The 19,194-nt window shown below is 30.9% G+C and carries 20 protein-coding genes; 18 read left to right on the forward strand and 2 right to left on the reverse strand.

The window, feature by feature from the left end; genetic code table 11:
- The first annotated feature begins 51 nt into the window (after nt 1-51).
- The 8 genes from nusB (at nt 52) to LQ609_RS05005 (ending at nt 7,825) form a co-directional block, all read left to right on the forward strand.
- Nucleotides 52-441, forward strand: coding sequence for a transcription antitermination factor NusB (gene nusB, locus LQ609_RS04970; protein WP_078356577.1), 390 nt, complete (start codon nt 52-54; stop codon nt 439-441).
- 15 nt (nt 442-456) lie between these two features.
- Nucleotides 457-1,782: an exodeoxyribonuclease VII large subunit gene (gene xseA / locus LQ609_RS04975; RefSeq protein ID WP_239734391.1), complete on the forward strand. Its 1,326-nt coding sequence runs from the start codon at nt 457-459 to the stop codon at nt 1,780-1,782.
- 31 nt (nt 1,783-1,813) lie between these two features.
- Entirely contained in the window at nt 1,814-2,005 is a 192-nt protein-coding gene (gene xseB / locus LQ609_RS04980) for an exodeoxyribonuclease VII small subunit (protein WP_237687672.1), read from the forward strand.
- Nucleotides 1,986-2,864 (forward strand): polyprenyl synthetase family protein, encoded by an 879-nt coding sequence (locus tag LQ609_RS04985; RefSeq protein WP_208143786.1) that lies wholly within the window; start codon nt 1,986-1,988, stop codon nt 2,862-2,864. The genes xseB and LQ609_RS04985 overlap by 20 nt, the downstream gene beginning before the upstream one ends.
- A 60-nt stretch (nt 2,865-2,924) precedes the next feature.
- Nucleotides 2,925-4,793, forward strand: a complete 1,869-nt coding sequence (dxs, locus tag LQ609_RS04990) for a 1-deoxy-D-xylulose-5-phosphate synthase (RefSeq protein ID WP_078356580.1) — start codon at nt 2,925-2,927, stop codon at nt 4,791-4,793.
- Nucleotides 4,794-4,942: 149 nt separating this feature from the next.
- Nucleotides 4,943-5,395 (forward strand): transcriptional regulator AhrC/ArgR, encoded by a 453-nt coding sequence (ahrC, locus tag LQ609_RS04995; RefSeq protein ID WP_078356581.1) that lies wholly within the window; start codon nt 4,943-4,945, stop codon nt 5,393-5,395.
- A gap of 17 nt (nt 5,396-5,412) precedes the next feature.
- On the forward strand, nt 5,413-7,089 hold the full coding sequence (recN, locus tag LQ609_RS05000) for a DNA repair protein RecN (RefSeq protein ID WP_078356582.1): 1,677 nt from the start codon (nt 5,413-5,415) through the stop codon (nt 7,087-7,089).
- A gap of 22 nt (nt 7,090-7,111) precedes the next feature.
- The gene (locus tag LQ609_RS05005; protein WP_078356583.1) at nt 7,112-7,825 is read left to right on the forward strand and encodes a response regulator; all 714 of its coding nucleotides are present in this window, start codon (nt 7,112-7,114) and stop codon (nt 7,823-7,825) included.
- A gap of 9 nt (nt 7,826-7,834) precedes the next feature.
- On the opposite strand, the gene LQ609_RS05010 is transcribed toward LQ609_RS05005, so the two are convergent.
- Nucleotides 7,835-8,098, reverse strand: coding sequence for a DUF2627 family protein (locus tag LQ609_RS05010; RefSeq protein WP_078356584.1), 264 nt, complete (start codon nt 8,096-8,098; stop codon nt 7,835-7,837).
- A gap of 120 nt (nt 8,099-8,218) precedes the next feature.
- Here LQ609_RS05010 and LQ609_RS05015 point away from each other — a divergent pair, with 120 nt between their 5' ends.
- The 9 genes from LQ609_RS05015 to LQ609_RS05055 all read left to right on the forward strand — a co-directional run bounded on the left by LQ609_RS05015 (nt 8,219) and on the right by LQ609_RS05055 (nt 17,682).
- A complete protein-coding gene (locus LQ609_RS05015) occupies nt 8,219-9,109 on the forward strand; it encodes a phosphate acyltransferase (protein WP_078356585.1) in 891 nt (296 codons plus the stop codon).
- A gap of 210 nt (nt 9,110-9,319) precedes the next feature.
- Nucleotides 9,320-10,420 (forward strand): Glu/Leu/Phe/Val dehydrogenase dimerization domain-containing protein, encoded by a 1,101-nt coding sequence (locus tag LQ609_RS05020; RefSeq protein ID WP_078356586.1) that lies wholly within the window; start codon nt 9,320-9,322, stop codon nt 10,418-10,420.
- On the forward strand, nt 10,420-11,481 hold the full coding sequence (gene buk, locus LQ609_RS05025; protein ID WP_239734392.1) for a butyrate kinase: 1,062 nt from the start codon (nt 10,420-10,422) through the stop codon (nt 11,479-11,481). Before LQ609_RS05020 ends, buk begins: the two co-directional genes overlap by 1 nt.
- 11 nt (nt 11,482-11,492) lie before the next feature.
- A complete protein-coding gene (gene lpdA / locus LQ609_RS05030) occupies nt 11,493-12,905 on the forward strand; it encodes a dihydrolipoyl dehydrogenase (RefSeq protein WP_239734393.1) in 1,413 nt (470 codons plus the stop codon).
- Nucleotides 12,906-12,919: 14 nt separating this feature from the next.
- A complete protein-coding gene (locus tag LQ609_RS05035) occupies nt 12,920-13,918 on the forward strand; it encodes a thiamine pyrophosphate-dependent dehydrogenase E1 component subunit alpha (protein ID WP_078356589.1) in 999 nt (332 codons plus the stop codon).
- The gene (locus LQ609_RS05040) at nt 13,911-14,894 is read left to right on the forward strand and encodes an alpha-ketoacid dehydrogenase subunit beta (RefSeq protein WP_078356590.1); all 984 of its coding nucleotides are present in this window, start codon (nt 13,911-13,913) and stop codon (nt 14,892-14,894) included. Before LQ609_RS05035 ends, LQ609_RS05040 begins: the two co-directional genes overlap by 8 nt.
- An 11-nt stretch (nt 14,895-14,905) precedes the next feature.
- On the forward strand, nt 14,906-16,186 hold the full coding sequence (locus LQ609_RS05045; RefSeq protein ID WP_239734394.1) for a dihydrolipoamide acetyltransferase family protein: 1,281 nt from the start codon (nt 14,906-14,908) through the stop codon (nt 16,184-16,186).
- Nucleotides 16,187-16,260: 74 nt separating this feature from the next.
- Nucleotides 16,261-16,698, forward strand: coding sequence for a BrxA/BrxB family bacilliredoxin (locus LQ609_RS05050; protein ID WP_078356592.1), 438 nt, complete (start codon nt 16,261-16,263; stop codon nt 16,696-16,698).
- A gap of 18 nt (nt 16,699-16,716) precedes the next feature.
- Entirely contained in the window at nt 16,717-17,682 is a 966-nt protein-coding gene (locus LQ609_RS05055; protein WP_078356593.1) for an aromatic acid exporter family protein, read from the forward strand.
- Between the two features lie 106 nt (nt 17,683-17,788).
- Here the strand turns inward: LQ609_RS05055 and prli42 are convergent, their stop codons facing one another.
- Nucleotides 17,789-17,890, reverse strand: a complete 102-nt coding sequence (gene prli42 / locus LQ609_RS05060; RefSeq protein WP_157946502.1) for a stressosome-associated protein Prli42 — start codon at nt 17,888-17,890, stop codon at nt 17,789-17,791.
- 95 nt (nt 17,891-17,985) lie between these two features.
- On the opposite strand from prli42, the gene LQ609_RS05065 reads away from it, so the two are divergent.
- On the forward strand, nt 17,986-19,101 hold the full coding sequence (locus LQ609_RS05065; protein ID WP_078356594.1) for a M20/M25/M40 family metallo-hydrolase: 1,116 nt from the start codon (nt 17,986-17,988) through the stop codon (nt 19,099-19,101).
- The last annotated feature ends 93 nt before the right edge of the window (nt 19,102-19,194 follow it).

Consider the following 19,194-nt stretch of genomic DNA (forward strand, 5'->3'; position numbering starts at 1 on the left):
TGATTAATTAAGAGGATGCGTGCATCCTCTTATTCTTTGAAGGAGAAGAATATGAAAAGAACAGAATTAAGAGAACTTGTCTTTAAAACACTATATCAATTAGAAAATAATAAAACAGAATTAACGGTAGAAGAAGCAATTAACTACTTAGTTGATGATTTCAAAGGTGAACAATATTTATATGTTAAGAATTTTGTTAATGAAGTCACTGACAAAAAAGAAGAGCTTGATGAAATATTCAAACCTCATTTGAAAAATTGGACATTAGAACGTCTGCTTAAAACAGATCGTATCATTTTAAGAATGGCATCATATGAATTAAATTATACAGATACACCGCAGAAGGTAATTTTTAATGAAGCAGTTGAAATTGCCAAAATATACAGTGATGACGATCATTATAAATTTATAAACGGTGTATTAAGCAGTTTATCAAAATAATAAAGAGTGATATAAATGGATAAATATTTATCAGTTACAGCTATAACAAAATATATCAAATATAAATTTGATCAAGATCCGCATTTACAAAATGTATTTATAAAGGGTGAAATATCAAATTTCAAAAGACATTCAAGTGGACACCTTTATTTTGCTTTAAAAGACGATAAAGGTGTATTAAGTGCGATGATGTTTAAGTCAAATGCTAATCAACTGTCATTTGAACCTAAAGAAGGCGACCAAGTGTTAATTGAAGGACGTATTGGTATATATGAATCTAGAGGATCGTATCAAATATATGTTCAATCGATGCAATTAGATGGTGTTGGTCTTTTATATGAGAAATTTGAAGCGCTAAAAAAAGAATTAATGGAAAAAGGATATTTTAATAGCGAACATAAACTAAATATTCCTAAGTATCCTAGAAAAATAGCTGTATTAACTGCGTCTACTGGGGCAGCAATTAGAGATATTTGTTCTACCTTAGACAAACGCTATCCTCTTGCTGAGCAAGTATTGATTAGCACACTAGTACAAGGTAAAGAAGCTAAGGATAATATCATTAACAATATACAACAAGCTGACGCAATGGACGTTGATGTTATTATCGTTGGTCGTGGTGGTGGATCTATTGAAGATTTGTGGAGTTTTAATGAAAGGGAAGTTGTAGAAGCAATTTATAACTGTTCCACACCTATTATTTCTGCTGTAGGTCATGAAACAGATACCACTTTAAGTGATTTTGTAAGTGATGTTAGAGCAGCTACACCAACACAAGCAGCTGTGATAGCGACACCAGATATTAATGCACTATATCAACTAATTGCTAATGCTCGTCAATATTTAACAAAACATGTTACTCAAAGTATTCAACAAGATAAACAAAAACTAAAGCAGCTCTCATCATATTATAAATTGAAGACACCTTCATTATTATATGATCAAGAAACACAGAAATTAGACGATTATCAAAAACAATTAACTAGAAATTTAGAACAAACTATTTTACAAAATAAACATAAAATAGATCTATTGCAAAATAAATTGAGAATAGCTCCAATCTATAATAAAACAACACAATATAGACAGGATTATGACAGATTAAATATTATGCAAAATCAGCTTATCAACAGGATTATTACACAGAAAATGCAAATACTTAAAAGCAAGTTGGCCCAATTAGATGCACTGAGTCCAACGCAAATTATGCTTAGAGGTTATTCAATAATTAAAAAAAATGATAAAATCATTACAAGTAAAGATGATTTAAATGTAGAAGATGACATTACTATCAATTTAAAAGATGGTAAAATAGAAGCTAATGTAAAAGAAATTAGGTGACAATGTGGCTAAAGAACAAACTTTTGAAGAAATGATGGTTGAATTAGAAAAAGTCGTAGGTAAACTAGATGAAGAAAATATTTCATTAGAAGAATCTATTGAACTTTATCAACGTGGAATCGAATTAAGTAGTAAATGTGAATTGAAACTTAAAGAAGCTGAAGAAAAAGTAAATAAACTTGTTCAAAAAGAAGGTGATTCAGATGAGTCAGATCATGAATAATTATGTAGACAAATTTAATGAAGCTATAAAATCTACAAAGCTTAATCCAGTAGTTGAAACTAAGCTAGAAGAAAGCATGAGATATTCATTATCAGCTGGTGGTAAACGTATAAGACCTGTTTTACTTTTAATGACATTATCGATGCTTAAAATTGATATCAAAAAAGGTATGGAAACTGCGAAAGCACTAGAAATGATACATACTTATTCTCTAATACATGATGATTTACCTGCTATGGATAATGATAATTTCAGACGTGGTATGAAGACAAATCATAAAGTTTATGGAGATGCTACTGCAATACTTGCTGGAGATGCATTATTAACTAAAGCATTCGAACTTATTACTAAAGATATATATTTAGGCTCAGAAGAAAAAGTTAAAATTATTAGATTGCTTTCAGAATCAGCTGGTCATCAAGGAATGGTTGGTGGTCAAGTACTAGATATGGATAGTGAAGATAAAGAAATATCACTAGATACTCTACGTAAAATTCATAGATATAAAACTGGCGCACTCATACGTTTCTCTGTAGTTGCTGCTTGTACAATAGCAAAAGTTAATAGCAAAACATTTTTATTACTAGATTCTTTTAGCCAAGAGTTAGGTTTGATCTTTCAAATTAAAGATGATTTATTAGATATTGAAGGTGACTTTGATAAAATCGGTAAATCAGTTGGAAGCGATGAAAATAATAATAAAAGTACTTATGTTTCACTCTTAGGTAAGACAAATACTAAAGTTGCTTTAGAACAACACGTAAATCAAGCATTGTATTTACTTGAACAATTAGAAGATAAATATAATATTGATGAACTGAAATCACTTACTCAATTATTTGCAAATAGAGAAAATTAAAAACAGTAAACTAAAGCGTTAGATCGTTTCGTAAGAAATAGTGCTGAAGGTGGTTAAACAATGGATGTATCTAGCATAAAAAATCCATCCTTTATCAAAGATTTATCTAATCAAGAACTTGAACAGTTAAGCAGTGAAATTAGAAAATTTTTAATAGAAACATGTTCAATAACTGGTGGACATATTGGAGCTAACTTAGGTGTGGTTGAATTAACGCTTAGTTTGCATAAACATTTTAATAGTCCTATAGATAAAATTATATGGGATGTTGGACACCAATCTTATATTCATAAAATTTTAACTGGTAGAGGTCATGAATTCAATTCTTTAAGACAATATAAAGGTTTATGTGGATTTCCTAAAACGAAAGAGTCTCGGCATGATGTATGGGAAGCTGGGCATAGCTCTACTTCATTATCAGCTGCTATGGGGATGGCAAAAGCACGTGATATTTTAGGAAACACAAATCATGTTGTACCTGTTATTGGTGATGGTGCTTTGACAGGTGGGATGGCACTTGAAGCACTGAACCATATAGGACATGACAAAACTAATTTAACGATTATATTAAACGATAATGAAATGAGTATAGCGCCTAATGTAGGTGCTATGCATAATATGTTTGGAAGAATTAGAACAAATCACAACTACAATAGGTTTAAGTTTGATGCTGAAAGTTTTATGAATAGACTTCCTGGTGGAGATCGTTTAAGAGTTTCAGCAGACAAAATAAAGGATAGTTTAAAGTATTTAGTTGTTGATGGTATATTTTTTGAAGAATTAGGCATTAAATATATCGGACCAGTCGATGGCCATAATTTCAAAGAATTAGATGAAGCTATCAATACCTCTAAACAAATAAATAAACCTGTGTTAATACATGTTGTAACTAAAAAAGGTAAAGGCTATAAACCTGCTGAAGTAGATACTATTGGTACTTGGCATGGTCTTGGACCCTATAAACTTGAAACTGGTGAGGTTATTAAAGGTAATGAAGAAGGACCAGCTTGGAGTGCATTAATGAGTAATCAAGTTCTAGAGTACGCTAAACAAGACAAACGTGTTGTTGCTATTACACCTGCAATGCCAGTAGGTTCAAAACTAACTAAGTTCCAGCAAGAATTACCAGATCAATTTTTTGATGTTGGTATTGCCGAGCAACACGCCGTTACGATGGCAGCTGGATTAGCAACTCAAGGTATGAAACCGTATGTAGCGATTTATTCAACATTTATGCAACGTGCGTATGATCAATTATTACATGATGTAGATAGACAGAATTTAAACGTATTATTTGGTGTTGATAGAGCAGGTCTTGTAGGTGCGGATGGTGAAACACATCAAGGTGTGTTCGATGTTGGATTTTTAAGTCAATTTCCGAATTTTACTATTATGATGCCTAAAGACGGTAATGAAGCAATTGATATGGTAAATACAGCATTTAAAACAGATCATGGTCCTATGGCTATAAGATATCCTCGTGGAAATGCTCCTATGCTAAGGGATACTAAAGAACATGAAATTTTAGACATTGGCACATGGACGTATGAACGAAAAGGAAGTAATTTATCTTTAATTAGTTATGGTCCAACTGTTAATTTCATTTCTGATATTGCAGATGAATTATTAAAAGAAGGTATTAATGTTAATGTCATTAATGCACGATTTATTAAGCCTATGGACTTTGAAATGCTACATGAATTAGGTAAAGAGTCTATGCCTATTATTACGATAGAAGAATCAATGTTAACAGGTGGATTGGGTAGCCAAATAGCAACTTTCTTAAAAGATCATGATTATAAGAATGTATTACGTAGAATTGGTATTGATAATGAATATATCGAACATGGTGATGTAGATTTATTATTAGAAGATATAGGTATCTCTAAAGCAAAAATTAAATCACTTGCAAAATCTTTAATAAAATAATATTTATAAACATATGAATAATTATATTGAAAGTGACGCTTTAGTAGTTCTAAAGCGTCTTTTAATATATTAATAGCGCTTACATTACTATTTTTGTTAATTTTATGCTATTATAAGTGTATAAATATTCATTAACAGAGGTGTATGAAATGGCGAACAAAACAATGCGTCAAATTAAGATAAGAGAAATAATTTCTAACGAACAAATAGAAACTCAAGAAGAGCTCGTAAAGCGATTAAATGAATACGAATTGAATATTACACAAGCTACGATTTCTCGTGATATAAAAGAATTACAACTAATAAAAGTTCCAGCTCCTTCTGGTCAATACATTTATAGTTTACCTAGAGATAGAAAATATCATCCGATTGATAAATTAGGTAGATATTTAATGGATTCATTCGTTAAAATTGATGGTGCGGATAATTTATTAGTATTAAAGACATTACCAGGCAATGCTCAATCAATTGGGGCAATCATTGATCAAATTGATTGGACAGAAGTTATTGGTACTATTTGTGGAGATGATACTTGTCTTATCATATGTAAAGATACAGATGCTGCTGAAGTTATCACTGATAGAATTTTTAATATGCTTTAAAGGAGATTTTAAATACTATGTTACAAGCACTTACGATTAAACAATTCGCTATAATTGAATCTTTAGAAATAAATTTTTCAGATGGACTAACTGTATTAAGTGGTGAAACAGGCGCTGGTAAATCTATCATTATAGATGCAATCGGCCAATTAGTAGGTGCAAGAGCATCGCAAAGCTTTGTAAGACATGGTGAGCAAAAGGCGACTATAGAAGGCGTATTTGATATTGATAATGTACCAAACGTAAATAAAATCTTAAATGAGTTAGATATTGATTACGATGAAGATTTTTTGTTTGTAAAAAGAGAAATCTTCTCATCTGGTAAAAGTATTTGTAAATTAAATAATCAAAATGTTACTTTATCTGATTTAAAAACCGTCATGCAAGAATTATTGGATATACACGGACAACATGAGACGCAAGTATTATTAAAGCCTAAGTATCACTTATCTCTGCTTGATGATTTTGCGGATGGGACTTATCAATCAGAAATTGATCAATTTGAAAAAGCTTTTCATTCTTATCGTTCGAAAAAGCAAGAATTAGAAAAATTAGAATCTCAAGATCAAGCATTACTACAACGATTAGATTTAATAAAATTCCAACGTGATGAATTACAAGATGCAGACTTAAAAGAAGATGAAATTGACTTTTTAAATAAAGAAATTAAAATGCTTCAAAATCATGAAAAGATTAACGAAAGTCTTAATAAAGCACATTTCTTACTGAGCAGTGAAGAGAACATTACGGATAAAATATATGAACTCAATCAAGAGATTCAACATATTAATGATATTATTCCAGATAAATATACATCGTTTAGTGAAGAACTAGATCAAATGTATTATACTTTGGAAGACTACAAACATGAGTTATATAATGAATTAACATCAAATGATTTTGATGAGTCATTATTAAATGATTATGAATCACGTTTAAATGTACTCACAGATTTAAATCGTAAATATGGTAAGAGTATAGCCGAATTAATAAAATATAGAGATAAAATTGATGATGAAATATTTAAAATTGAAAATTATGAACAAAGTACAACGCAGTTAAGAGATGAAATAAATAATTTATATGATGATGTAATGAAATATGGTCAAGTGCTTTCAACAAAGAGAAGACAAGTTGCTTTGAAGTTAAGAGATAGATTAGTAGAAGAAGTTCAAAATCTACATATGCAAGATGCAAATATAGAGATAACTTTCACTAAAACTAAACCTAGCGCTTATGGATTAGAAGAAGTTGAATTTTTAATTAGTCCAAACAAAGGTGAACCACTAAAAAGTCTAAATAAAATAGCTTCTGGTGGTGAACTATCTAGGATTATGCTTGCATTAAAAAGTATATTTGTATCATCAAAAGGACAAACTGCAATATTATTTGATGAAGTTGATACTGGTGTATCTGGTAGAGTAGCTCAAAAAATGGCAGAAAAGATGCATCAAATTTCGCAATCTTTACAAGTAATTTGTATATCACATTTACCACAAGTGGCTGCAATATGTGATAATCATTTATATATAACTAAAGAAACAGTAAACGATCGAACAACTACTTCAATCAAACAATTAAATGGTGAAGATAAAATAGATGAAATAGCAAGAATGATTTCAGGTGTTGAAGTTACAGAATTAACTAAACAACATGCTAAAGAAATGATTTTACAAAATAAAAATTTAAAATAAAATGATTTGATAGGGTGTTAGCATGGTAATTAAGGTAGCAATTATAGAAGACTCGAAAGCATATGTAAGTGAAATGGCTCAGTATCTAAAAAATCATGATATTGAGATAGTTAATATTGGATACAATGGTAAAGAAGCTCTTGATATTTTAAGTGGAGAAGCTTTCGATGTTCTTCTACTAGACTTAATCTTGCCACATATTGATGGTATGACTTTGCTTAAAAAATATATTAACCCAAATAAACAATATAAAGTAATATGTATGAGCGCATTCGTAAGCGATGATGTATTAAAAGAATCTGTTTCATTAGGTGTAGATTACTTTCTAATTAAGCCTATTGAATTTGATGTCTTACTAAATACAATACAACGCGTATTAAATACAAGTGAAACAAATATTTCTGAAATAGACGCTTTAGATTTATTACTTGAAAAGATAGGCTTTTCATATAATTTGAACGGTTATAAATATATTAAATGTGGTGTTCATTTAATGCTTAAACATACACACAAAATGCAATTAACTAAAGAATTATACCCACTTATTTCAGATTATTATGACGTTCAAGCTAATAATGTAGAGCGTTCAATCAGACATGCAATTAAATTAGCTTGGGAAAAAGAATTAAAAACGTATTGGTATAATAGTGAAAAATCTTACTTAAGACCAACAAATGGTGAGTTGATTACGCATCTTTACAAAAAGTATAAAGAAACACAAAATGAAAAAAACTGATAAATCAAATTATGATTTATCAGTTTTTTTTGTATTATTTTTTTTCATAAAGTGTTCTTGCGCTCTTTTATTTTTCTTTTCACGATGTAAAATATATCCACCAATAAAAATAACACCGAATACGAAAAATATGAATCCTAAGAAAAATTGCAGCCAGATAAATTGTAATTGTGGAACAAGTTCACCAAAAACTGCGTCTCTCATCCACTTAATACCTAATCCTGCTATTATTCCTGGTATTACTAAAATGAGTAATGCAATGTACTTTTGCATAAGTTAAAACTCCTATTGATTAATAACTTATATTATATATGAGATAATGATTAAAAGTAAACATTGAAAAAATGGAATAATCATCAAAATTTGATTATGATATTAGAAGGAGGGGATTAAATGCAATTTAAAGATATGATAAATCAAGGTCAAAATATTTCAGCAACAATTGCAGTTTGTAAATCAAATGATGAAGGGGTTATTAAAGCAATAGTTAAAGCTATAAAATACACTCAAGCGAATTTTATATTATTTGATGAACAGCCGCAAGATGAGTTGATTAGATCATTCAATTTAACCCATGATGAATTAAATAGAATTAAAATTATACAAACAGATGATGAAGCACATACTGTTTCTGAGTGCGTTAAATCAGTAGATGAAGGACAAGCTGATTTAATAATGAAAGGTCTAATAGATACTTCTACTTTATTAAAAGAAGTGTTAAATAATAAATATAAATTAAAAACAACAGATAGAATGAGTCATATTGCATTATTTAATATTCCTGAATATCATAAAATGCTAACTGTATCAGATGTTGCGATGAATATTGAACCTAATGTAGAACAAAAAATAGATATTACGACGAATTTAATAACATGTCTACAAAAAATAGGTATTCAATCTCCAAAAATAGCAGTTTTATCTGCAATTGAAAAAGTGAATCCTAAAATGAAGTCCTCGGTAGATGCTGATGCAGTTGTTTCAGGAATTCGAAATAAAATGGCAAATCTAGAAATTGAAGGCCCAATGGCATTTGATGCTGCAATCAATAAAAGAGCTTCGATTATTAAAAATATAGATTCTGAAATTTCTGGTAATGTTGACGGTGTTGTAGTGCCGCAAATTGAAAGTGGTAATATTTTATATAAATCGCTCGTGTATTTATCAAAAGCAGATGTAGCTTCTGTGATTATTGGTGCAAAAATACCAATAATTTTAACGTCCCGTTCAGATTCTTCTCGAGATAAATTCCATTCGATTTGTAGTGCTTTAATGCTTATTTAGTATATTATAATAATAAATAAATAACTATACTCCATTAAAGTGTTAAATGGAAGTGTTTACATTGCTTTTATATCAATTTATTTTGAATTTTCTAAAAATTTTTACTTCTTGAAAGCGCTATCATTTTTCGTTAATTTATTTGATAAATAAAACATTTGATGTAAAATTAGATTTAGAGTTAATATATTAAAGGATGAAAAGGGGATTATTATGTTATTTGAAACGATTGAGAAATATGACTATGAACAAATTGTATTTTGTCACGATAAAAGTTCAGGATTAAAAGCGATTATTGCGATACATGATACAACATTAGGGCCAGCACTTGGTGGTTGCAGAATGTGGCCATATGAAAATGAAGAAGAAGCAATCAATGACGCATTACGCCTTTCAAGAGGTATGACATATAAAAACGCTGCTGCAGGATTAAATCTTGGTGGAGGTAAGACAGTAATCATCGGAGATCCTAAAAAAGATAAATCAGAAGCTTTATTTAGAGCTTTAGGTAGATATGTAGAAAGTTTAAATGGCAGATACATAACAGCTGAAGACGTAGGTACAACTGAAGATGATATGGATATCATTTTTGAAGAGACTGATTATGTAGTTGGCCTATCTGAAAGTCATCAATCAAGTGGTAATCCGAGTCCAAAAACATCTTTAGGTGTATTTGTTTCAATGAAACGTGCTGCTAAAGAAGCGTTTGGTACAGATGAATTAGATGGAAAAACTGTTGCAGTACAAGGTGTAGGACATGTTGCTTATGATTTATGTCGCTATTTACATGAAGCTGGTGCTAAATTAGTTGTTACAGATATTAATCAAGAAGCTATAGATAGAGTTTTAAATGATTTTAATGCTACAAGTGTAGGTATTAACGATATCTATGACGTAGATGCAGATATATTTGCACCATGTGCACTTGGTGGCGTATTAAATGATGATACAATTAATCGTTTAAAAGTTAAAGCTGTTTGTGGTAGTGCAAATAATCAATTACAAGATATTGATAAACACGGTGCTCAATTAGAAGAAAAAGGTATTGTATATGCACCAGATTTCGTAGCTAACTCTGGTGGTGTTATTAATGTAGCAGATGAATTAGATGGCTATAATGAAACACGTGCTATTTCAAATATTGAAAAAATCTATGATCAAATGGATAAAGTATTTGAAATTAGTAAAAGAGATAACATTACTACAGCTCGCGCTGCAGAAATTTTAGCAGAAGAACGTATTGATCAGTTGATGAAAGTAAGAAGTAATTTCTTAAAAACGGAAAGATCAATTATATCTAGAGGTAAAAACTAATGAAAAAAATTCTTGTACTTAATTTAGGAAGCACATCATCTAAAGTTGCAGTATTTTCTGATTATGATATGTTATTTGAAGATGTTATAAGACATAATGTCGATCAAACAAATCTTCCGTTAATTGATCAAGTCCCATTTAGACTTGAAAGTATCAAGAAATCATTAGAACAACACCAAATAACTCTACAAGCTATAGATGCTATAGCTTGTAGAGGCGGTGTTTTAAAGCCGATAGAAGGTGGCACTTATTTAATAAATAACATAATGTATCATGATTTAAAATCATTTAAATATGGGTTTCATGCGTCTAATTTAAGTGGTGTTATAGGATATGAACTATCTCAAGAACTCAATATAGATTCTTATATTGTAGATCCTGTTGTAGTAGATGAATTACTTCCTGAAGCAAGGATAACTGGAATAAAAGGTATTGAAAGAAGAAGTATTTTCCATGCACTAAATCAGAAGTCCGTTGCTAAACAATATGCAGATGGAATTGGTAAAAATTACGAAGATATAAATGTCATCGTAGCTCATCTTGGTGGTGGTATAAGTATAGGCGCTCACAGAAAAGGTAGAGTTATTGAAGTAAATGATGGTTTATTAGGTGAAGGACCACTTAGTCCTGAAAGGGCAGGTTCTATACCAAATGATGCGCTATTAAAATGGGCGATTGACCATGACTACAACTCTATAGAAGCAAATAATGAACTGAGTAAAAATTCTGGCTTATTATCATACTTTGGTACTAATGATTGTCTTAAAGTTGAACAATTAATGGAAAATGGCGATAAAGCAGCGAAATTAGTATTAGATGCTATGTGTTACCAAATTTCGAAATCAATCGGTTCTTGTGCAGTTGTACTTGAAGGTCAAGTGGATCAAATTATTATTACAGGTGGCTTAAGTTATTCAAAATATATAATAAATAAAGTAAAACAATATGTATCTTGGCTACAAAATGTTACTATATATGAAGGTGAAAAAGAAATGCATGCCCTAAATGTTGGTGTTTTGGACCTCTTTTACGGTAAAATTAGTACCAAGTCATATGAATAAGGAGTAATACTATGTCTAAAGAATATGATTTAGTAATTCTTGGTGGAGGAACTGCAGGTTATGTATCTGCAATACGTGCTTCTCAACTTGGAAAAAAAGTAGCAATAGTAGAGAAATACAAAATTGGTGGGACATGTTTGCATAAAGGTTGCATTCCGACGAAATCGTATTTAAAAACAGCTGAAATTTTAAGATATATTAACCATTCGAATGAATATGGTATAAAAACAGCTTCAGCAGATTTTGAAATGACAGATATCGTTGCGAAAAAAGATGAAACAGTTTCAACTATGTACAGTGGTGTTCAAAGCCTGATGAAGAAATATAAAATAGATATTTATGAAGGGAATGGCACAATACTAGGACCTTCACTGTTTTCACCTCAAGCTGGAACAGTTTCCGTTGAGTTTGAAAATGGAGAATCAGAACTTCTTGTGAACAATAATGTGCTTATAGCAACTGGATCTCGACCTGTTGAATTACCATTTTTAAAATTTAATCATCATACAGTCGTTTCTAGTGACGATATGATGCAATTAGAAAGTTTACCTCATAATATTTTAATTATAGGTGGTGGTGTAATTGGTCTTGAATTTGCTTCATTATTGAATGATTTAGGAGTAGTAGTTACTGTCATTGAAGCAGGTGATTCTATCATTCCTAATGAGCAACAAGAAATTAGTAAGACAATTAAACGCTCATTTGAAGAGAATGGTATTAAAATATATGAAAAATTGCCATTGTCAGAAGAAAATATTCTTGTCCAAGATAATCATGTTGAAGTTCAGATTCAAGATAGTAACGAAACCTTTGATAAAGTATTGGTCGCTGTTGGTAGAACACCAAACACTGAAGAGCTTAGCTTAAACAATACTAAAATAAAAACTGATGATAAAGGCTATATAATTACGAATGATGTTTATCAAACTGATGATAAACATATTTATGCTGTTGGAGATGTAATTGGTAATTACCAATTAGCCCACGTTGCAACAAAAGAAGGGACAATTGCGATTGAACATATGTTCGATCAAAATCCAATTTTGTTAGACTATTTAACAATACCTAGATGTATTTATACAAATCCAGAGGTGGCTTCAATTGGCATGACTGAACAAGATGCTAAAAATGAAAACATTTCTTTTAAAAAATTTAAAGTGCCATTTAAAGCTATTGGCAAATCTGTAATTGAGAACAATGGATTAGGTGAATGTATTTTAATTAAAGATATTGAAAATGAAAAAGTGCTCGGTATTCATATGATTGGTGCTAAAGTAACAGAATTGATTAATGAAGCAGCTCTATTTACATTTATGAATGGCTCAACTGAAGAATTAGCAACTACTGTACATGCACATCCATCTATAGGAGAAGTGCTTATGGAATTAGGACTAAAATCTGAGAATCGTGCTATTCACGTCTAAAGAGGAGAGATTAGATGTTAGATTATAAGACTGTCGGATTAACGCATGAAGACTTAAAAGAAATTTATAAATGGATGTTATTAGGAAGAAAAATTGACGAAAGAATGTGGTTACTAAACCGTGCGGGTAAATTGCCATTCGTCATTAGTTGCCAAGGTCAAGAAGCAACTCAAATTGGTACATATTTTGCTTTGAAAGATGAAGATGTATTAGCACCTTACTATAGAGATTTAGCTCTAGTAACTGCGCGTGGTATTTCAGCTGAAGAATCTATGTTAGCTGCATTTGCAAAACAAGGTGATACGTCAAGTGGTGGTAAGCAAATGCCTTCACACTTCAGTAAAAAAGATTTAAATATCCTAACACAAGGATCATGTGTTACTACACAAGTGCTGCATGCAGTTGGAGCAAGTTTGTCATTAAAAATGGATGGCAAAAAAAGTATTGCTCTTGCGACTCTTGGTGAAGGTAGTACGAGTCAAGGTGATTTTCATGAAGCTATGAATTTTGCAGGTGTCCATAAATTACCTTATATTTGTATCATTGAAAATAATAAATACGCTATCTCAGTACCAAGTCACTTGCAATATGCGACAGATGACCTGTCGTCAAGAGCAGCAGGTTATGGTGCTTTTGGAGAACAAGTTGATGGTAATGACCCAATAGCTGTTTATGAAGCTGTTAAGCGTGCAAGAGAACGTGCAATAAATGGTGAAGGACCAACCTTGATTGAAGCTCTATGTAGTAGGTTGACGCCTCACTCATCAGATGATGATGATAATTATCGTCCTTCAGATGAAATGAAACTTGAAAAAGAAAATGACTGTATGATTAAATTCAAAGAATATTTAGTTGAAAATGAAGTTGCTAATGATGCGTGGTTTAATCAAATTGAAGAAGAAATTAAACAGGAAATAAATACTGCTACAAAAAATGCTGAAAAAGCACCTTATCCACTACCTGAAGAAGCTTTAACACATGTATATGATCAAGGAGGCGAAAAAAATGCCTAAGTTATCTTATCTTGATGCAATTAATCAAGCAATGGACCAAGCAATGGAAAAAGACAATAATGTATTTGTAATTGGAGAAGACGTTGGCCTTAAAGGTGGCGTATTTGGTGCTACTAAAAATCTATATAATAAATACGGTAATGGCAGAGTGTTAGATTCACCATTAGCAGAATCTAATATTGTGGGTGCTTCAATTGGAGCGGCTATGATGGGAAAAAGACCTGTAGCAGAAATTCAATTTGCTGAGTATATCGTTCCAGCGACTAATCAAATCATTAATGAAGCTGCAAAAATTAGATATAGATCAAATAATGATTGGGATTGTCCGCTTACGATAAGAAGTCCTTTTGGTGGAGGAATTCACGGTGCGCTTTATCATTCCCAAAGTATTGAAAGTATATTTTGTTCAACTCCAGGTTTAAGAGTTGTTATTCCATCAAGTCCATATGATGCTAAAGGCCTATTACTTGCATCAATAGAAGACAACGATCCTGTATTGTATTTTGAACATAAAAAAGCTTATCGATTATTAAAAGAAGAAGTACCTGAAGAATACTATACTGTGCCATTAGATAAAGCGGATGTTAAACGAGAAGGATCTGATATTACAGTGTTTACGTATGGTTTATGTGTAAACTATGCACTTCAAGCAGCTGAAATATTATCAACAGAAGGTATCGATGCTGAAATTGTGGATTTACGTTCAATATATCCATTAGATAAAGAAACTATTATTAATTGTGCGAAAAAGACTGGTAAAGTATTGGTTGTTACAGAAGACAATTTAGAAGGTAGTGTTATAAGTGAAGTTTCAGCTATAATAGCTGAAAACTGTTTGTTTGACTTAGATGCGCCAATAGCAAGACTTGCAGGTCCAGACGTACCAGCTATGCCATTTTCACCGCCAATGGAAGACTTCTTTATGATGAATCCAGAGAAAATAGAACAAAAAATGAGAACATTAGCTGAATTTTAGGAGGTTAAATTATGGACGTAAAGATGCCGAAACTTGGAGAAAGTGTTCATGAAGGTACAATCGAACAATGGTTAGTTAAACCCGGAGATACGATTGAAGAATATGATGCATTATGTGAAGTGATTACAGATAAGGTTACAGCTGAAGTACCTTCAACATATAGTGGTACAATTAAAGAAATCGTTGTCGAAGCAGGCGAAACTGTTGATGTTGGGACTGTTATTTGTCGTATGGAAGTAGAAGGCGATATTCCAACAGATGAAAATGTTGGTTCTTCTGAAGTAGTTCATGATAGCTTACAAGTAGCAGAAACTGATCAAGAAGATAATGTTGCTAACAAAAATAATTCAGATAATAAATTAAATAATGGTCAATATTCACCTGTTGTATTTAAATTAGCAAGTGAAAACAACATTAATTTAGAGAATGTAAAAGGTACTGGCAACCTAGGTAGAGTGACAAAGAAAGATATTTTAAATGCGATTGAAAATGGTACGGTTGATGTATCTAACACTCAACAAAATGTTGAAGAAAAAACGACTGAAGTATCCAATGCGAGTTTCCAAAACGTATCAAACGAAAGTACAAATATACCTGGAGATTCTGTTCCTATAAATGGCGTAAGAAGAGCAATAGCTAATAAAATGGTTCAAAGTGTTAATGAAATTCCACATGCTTGGATGATGGTTGAAGTAGACGCTACAGATCTTGTTAAAACAAGACAGCATCATAAAACTTCCTTCAAGCAAAATGAAGGTTATAATTTAACATTTTTCGCATTTTTTGTTAAAGCTGTAGCAGAAGGTTTGAAAAAATATCCAATGCTTAATAGTACTTGGGCGAATGATGAAATTAAAATTCATAAAGATATAAACGTTTCTATAGCAGTTGCAAGTGAAGATAAATTATACGTTCCAGTTATTAAAAATGCAGATGATAAATCTATTAAAGGTATTGCAAAAGAAATAAATGATTTAGCTACTAGAGGTAGAAAACATCAACTCACTTCTCAAGATATGCAAGGTGGAACTTTCACTGTGAATAATACAGGTTCATTTGGATCTGTTTCTTCTATGGGAATTATTAATTACCCTCAAGCAGCTATTTTACAAGTAGAATCAATAGTAAAAAGACCAGTCGTTGTAAATGATATGATTGGCATACGCGATATGGTCAATTTATCTTTATCAATTGATCATAGAATATTAGATGGTTTAATGGCTGGTGAATTTTTGAAATATGTAAAAGAAAGAATACAAAGCATGACTGTTGAGAACACTTCTATATATTAATGAAACCTTGTCATTGTTTTAACTTTAATTCTCCTGTAAAATAGACTTATCTATTATTACAGGAGGCTTTTTATATGGAAATGGATTTCAATTTATATATGAATGATGTAGTCAGTTCTGCTCGAAATGAGATTGAATCAGCAGGTTACAAACAATTAACATCAAAAGAAGAAGTTGAAGAAACTTTTAATAAACCAGGAACAACATTTGTGATGGTAAATTCAGTTTGTGGATGTGCAGGTGGTATAGCTAGACCAGCAGCTCAACACGCACTACACTATGATAAATTACCTGATCAATTAGTTACAGTATTCGCTGGTCAAGATAAAGAAGCTACAGAAACTGCTAGAGATTACTTTGAAGGTTATCCACCATCAAGTCCATCATTTGCATTTCTTAAAGATGGAAAAATTGTTAAAATGATTGAAAGACATGAAATTGAAGGACATGATCCAATGAGTGTTATTACAAACATTCAAGCATTATTTGAAGAACATTGTGCAGAATTATAAAGGATTGGTTAATTTCCTATGCAAATAAAACCGTATAGAATTGGTTATAGAACTTTAAAGACTGCCTTAGGGATGACATTAGCTGTCATCCTTTCTCAGTTAATAGGATTAGATAATTACGCTTCAAGTGCAATTCTCGTTGTACTTTGCATTAAAGATACAAGGATCAAGTCTTTTGAAGCAGCTATATATCGTTTTATAGCGTGTTTCATAGCGATAATGATAGGATCTGTATTTTTCACATATTTAGGTAGCACACCTATAATATTAGGGATAATGGTTTTATTATTTATTCCAGTCACAGTTATGGTAGGCGTTCAAGAAGGAATTGTAACGAGTTGTGTTATAATTTTACATTTATACATGGCTAAAACAATTGATTTTCACTTAATCATAAATGAAATTTTATTACTAATTATAGGTATCGGTATTGCATTAATCATGAATATGTTTATGCCTAGTTTAGATCATAAACTCAATCAATATAAAAGAAAAATTGAAGATGACTTTATTATTATTACTTTTGTATTTAGTGAATCCTTAAAAGACCCTAACAAAAAAATAAATACACCTTCATTTGATCAAGTATCTCAAAATATTAAAAAAGCTAAATCATTAGCGTTCAGAGAAGTTAAAAATCATTTTGTTAGAAATGAAAATTCTTACTATCATTATTTTGATATGAGACAAGAACAACTCTCATTATTGAAACGCATGAAAAATTTGATTGAATCAATGCAACACAGTAATCACGCTCATTATTTATGTAGTGAATTAATGCTTGATGTTTCTCAGAATGTTCAAAGTAAAGATTACTCATTAATGAGATTGCATAGTTTATACGAAATAAAAATTAAATTACAATCTATAGACTTACCTAGAACTCATGAAGAACTCGAAAGTATAGCAGCACTCATTCAATTATTAAATGAAGTTGAGGAATATTTATTAATCAAATCACAATTTGGTAGTTTGAAAAAATAGTAAGTTTATAAGTTAATATTTTAAAAAAATCACCCAATCCGAAAATGAATTCAATGGATTGGGTGATTTATTTTGAGAAAGATAATTATATCTCGCTATTTTTAGTTTATGATAGTAGAAATGGCAAAACACCAGATAGTACTAATGCTGCAACTATTGCTACTAACATTACTATGATGACTATTTTACGAACTTTCTTGTTTAGCATGGAAACCCTCACTTTGAACAATAATTTTGTATATATTTATTAACTATTATACACTAGTTAATGAGATATTTAAATAAATGAAATGAGGGACCATCATGATCAATGAAGAAAGATTACTTAATACATTCTTAGAATTAATAAAAGTTGATTCTGAAACTAAAAATGAAAGAAAAATTGCTGACTTACTTAAACAAAAATTTACTGAACTAGGTTTAGAAGTTAAAGAAGATGATTCAGCAACTGAAACGGGTTATGGGGCAGGAAACCTAATATGTAAATTAAAAGGTCAGGATAGTAGCAAAACTCCAATTTATTTTACAAGCCATATGGACACAGTAACTCCTGGGAATAATATTGAACCGGAACTACGTGAAGATGGTTATATATATTCAAAGGGTGAAACAATCTTAGGATCAGATGACAAAGCTGGATTGGCAGCGATATTAGAAGCAATCAAAGTTATGCAAGATGACAATATCAAGCATGGAGATATTGAATTTATCATTACTGTTGGCGAAGAATCAGGACTAGTAGGTGCTAAAGCATTAAACCCTGAAGACATAAATGCTAAATTTGGTTATGCAATTGATGCTCCTGGTAAAGTTGGAACAACAGTTGTTGCAGCTCCAACTCAAGCTAAAATTGAAACAATTATTAAAGGAAAAACTGCTCATGCTGGATTAGAACCAGAAAAAGGAGTATCTGCAATAAATATTGCTGCTAAAGCTATTAGTCATATGAGTTTAGGAAGAATTGATGAAGAAACGACTGCTAATATTGGTAGATTTGAAGGTGGTACAGCTACTAATATCGTTAGTGACCACGTATATATACTTGCAGAAGCTAGATCATTAAATGACGAAAAAATGAATCAACAAGTATCACATATGAAAGAAGCTTTTGAAAAAACAGCAGAAGAATTTGGTTGTACTGCTGAAGTAAATGTACAAATCATGTACCCAAGCTTTAATTTATCTGAAAAAGATGAAGTTGTAAAATTAGCTATTAAAGCGTCAGAAAAAATAGGTCGTCAACCAGAACTTGTAAAATTAGGTGGCGGTTCAGATGGTAATATTATAAGTGGATTTGGAATACCTACTGTAGTATTAGGTGTTGGATACGAATATATTCATACTAAAAATGAACGTATGCCAGTTGAAGAATTACAAAAAATTACAGAGCAAATAGTCGCAATATCTGAATTAGCATAAAAAACACTAATGTAAACGTATTCATTTAATTTTAAGGTGCTATAAGACGCGAAACCAATTCAAATTATGTTAAAATATACTAGAAAATGAAAA

The organism is Mammaliicoccus sp. G-M28 (assembly GCF_022386595.1).
Classification (GTDB): Bacteria; Bacillota; Bacilli; order Staphylococcales; family Staphylococcaceae; genus Mammaliicoccus; species Mammaliicoccus fleurettii.

Coding starts and splice junctions, on each gene's coding strand:
- nusB (WP_078356577.1), top strand. CDS start 52: ATGAAAAGAACAGAATTAAGAGAACTTGTCTTTAAAACACTATATCAA.
- xseA (WP_239734391.1), top strand. CDS start 457: ATGGATAAATATTTATCAGTTACAGCTATAACAAAATATATCAAATAT.
- xseB (WP_237687672.1), top strand. CDS start 1,814: ATGATGGTTGAATTAGAAAAAGTCGTAGGTAAACTAGATGAAGAAAAT.
- LQ609_RS04985 (WP_208143786.1), top strand. CDS start 1,986: ATGAGTCAGATCATGAATAATTATGTAGACAAATTTAATGAAGCTATA.
- dxs (WP_078356580.1), top strand. CDS start 2,925: ATGGATGTATCTAGCATAAAAAATCCATCCTTTATCAAAGATTTATCT.
- ahrC (WP_078356581.1), top strand. CDS start 4,943: ATGGCGAACAAAACAATGCGTCAAATTAAGATAAGAGAAATAATTTCT.
- recN (WP_078356582.1), top strand. CDS start 5,413: ATGTTACAAGCACTTACGATTAAACAATTCGCTATAATTGAATCTTTA.
- LQ609_RS05005 (WP_078356583.1), top strand. CDS start 7,112: ATGGTAATTAAGGTAGCAATTATAGAAGACTCGAAAGCATATGTAAGT.
- LQ609_RS05010 (WP_078356584.1), bottom strand. CDS start 8,098: ATGCAAAAGTACATTGCATTACTCATTTTAGTAATACCAGGAATAATA.
- LQ609_RS05015 (WP_078356585.1), top strand. CDS start 8,219: ATGCAATTTAAAGATATGATAAATCAAGGTCAAAATATTTCAGCAACA.
- LQ609_RS05020 (WP_078356586.1), top strand. CDS start 9,320: ATGTTATTTGAAACGATTGAGAAATATGACTATGAACAAATTGTATTT.
- buk (WP_239734392.1), top strand. CDS start 10,420: ATGAAAAAAATTCTTGTACTTAATTTAGGAAGCACATCATCTAAAGTT.
- lpdA (WP_239734393.1), top strand. CDS start 11,493: ATGTCTAAAGAATATGATTTAGTAATTCTTGGTGGAGGAACTGCAGGT.
- LQ609_RS05035 (WP_078356589.1), top strand. CDS start 12,920: ATGTTAGATTATAAGACTGTCGGATTAACGCATGAAGACTTAAAAGAA.
- LQ609_RS05040 (WP_078356590.1), top strand. CDS start 13,911: ATGCCTAAGTTATCTTATCTTGATGCAATTAATCAAGCAATGGACCAA.
- LQ609_RS05045 (WP_239734394.1), top strand. CDS start 14,906: ATGGACGTAAAGATGCCGAAACTTGGAGAAAGTGTTCATGAAGGTACA.
- LQ609_RS05050 (WP_078356592.1), top strand. CDS start 16,261: ATGGAAATGGATTTCAATTTATATATGAATGATGTAGTCAGTTCTGCT.
- LQ609_RS05055 (WP_078356593.1), top strand. CDS start 16,717: ATGCAAATAAAACCGTATAGAATTGGTTATAGAACTTTAAAGACTGCC.
- prli42 (WP_157946502.1), bottom strand. CDS start 17,890: ATGCTAAACAAGAAAGTTCGTAAAATAGTCATCATAGTAATGTTAGTA.
- LQ609_RS05065 (WP_078356594.1), top strand. CDS start 17,986: ATGATCAATGAAGAAAGATTACTTAATACATTCTTAGAATTAATAAAA.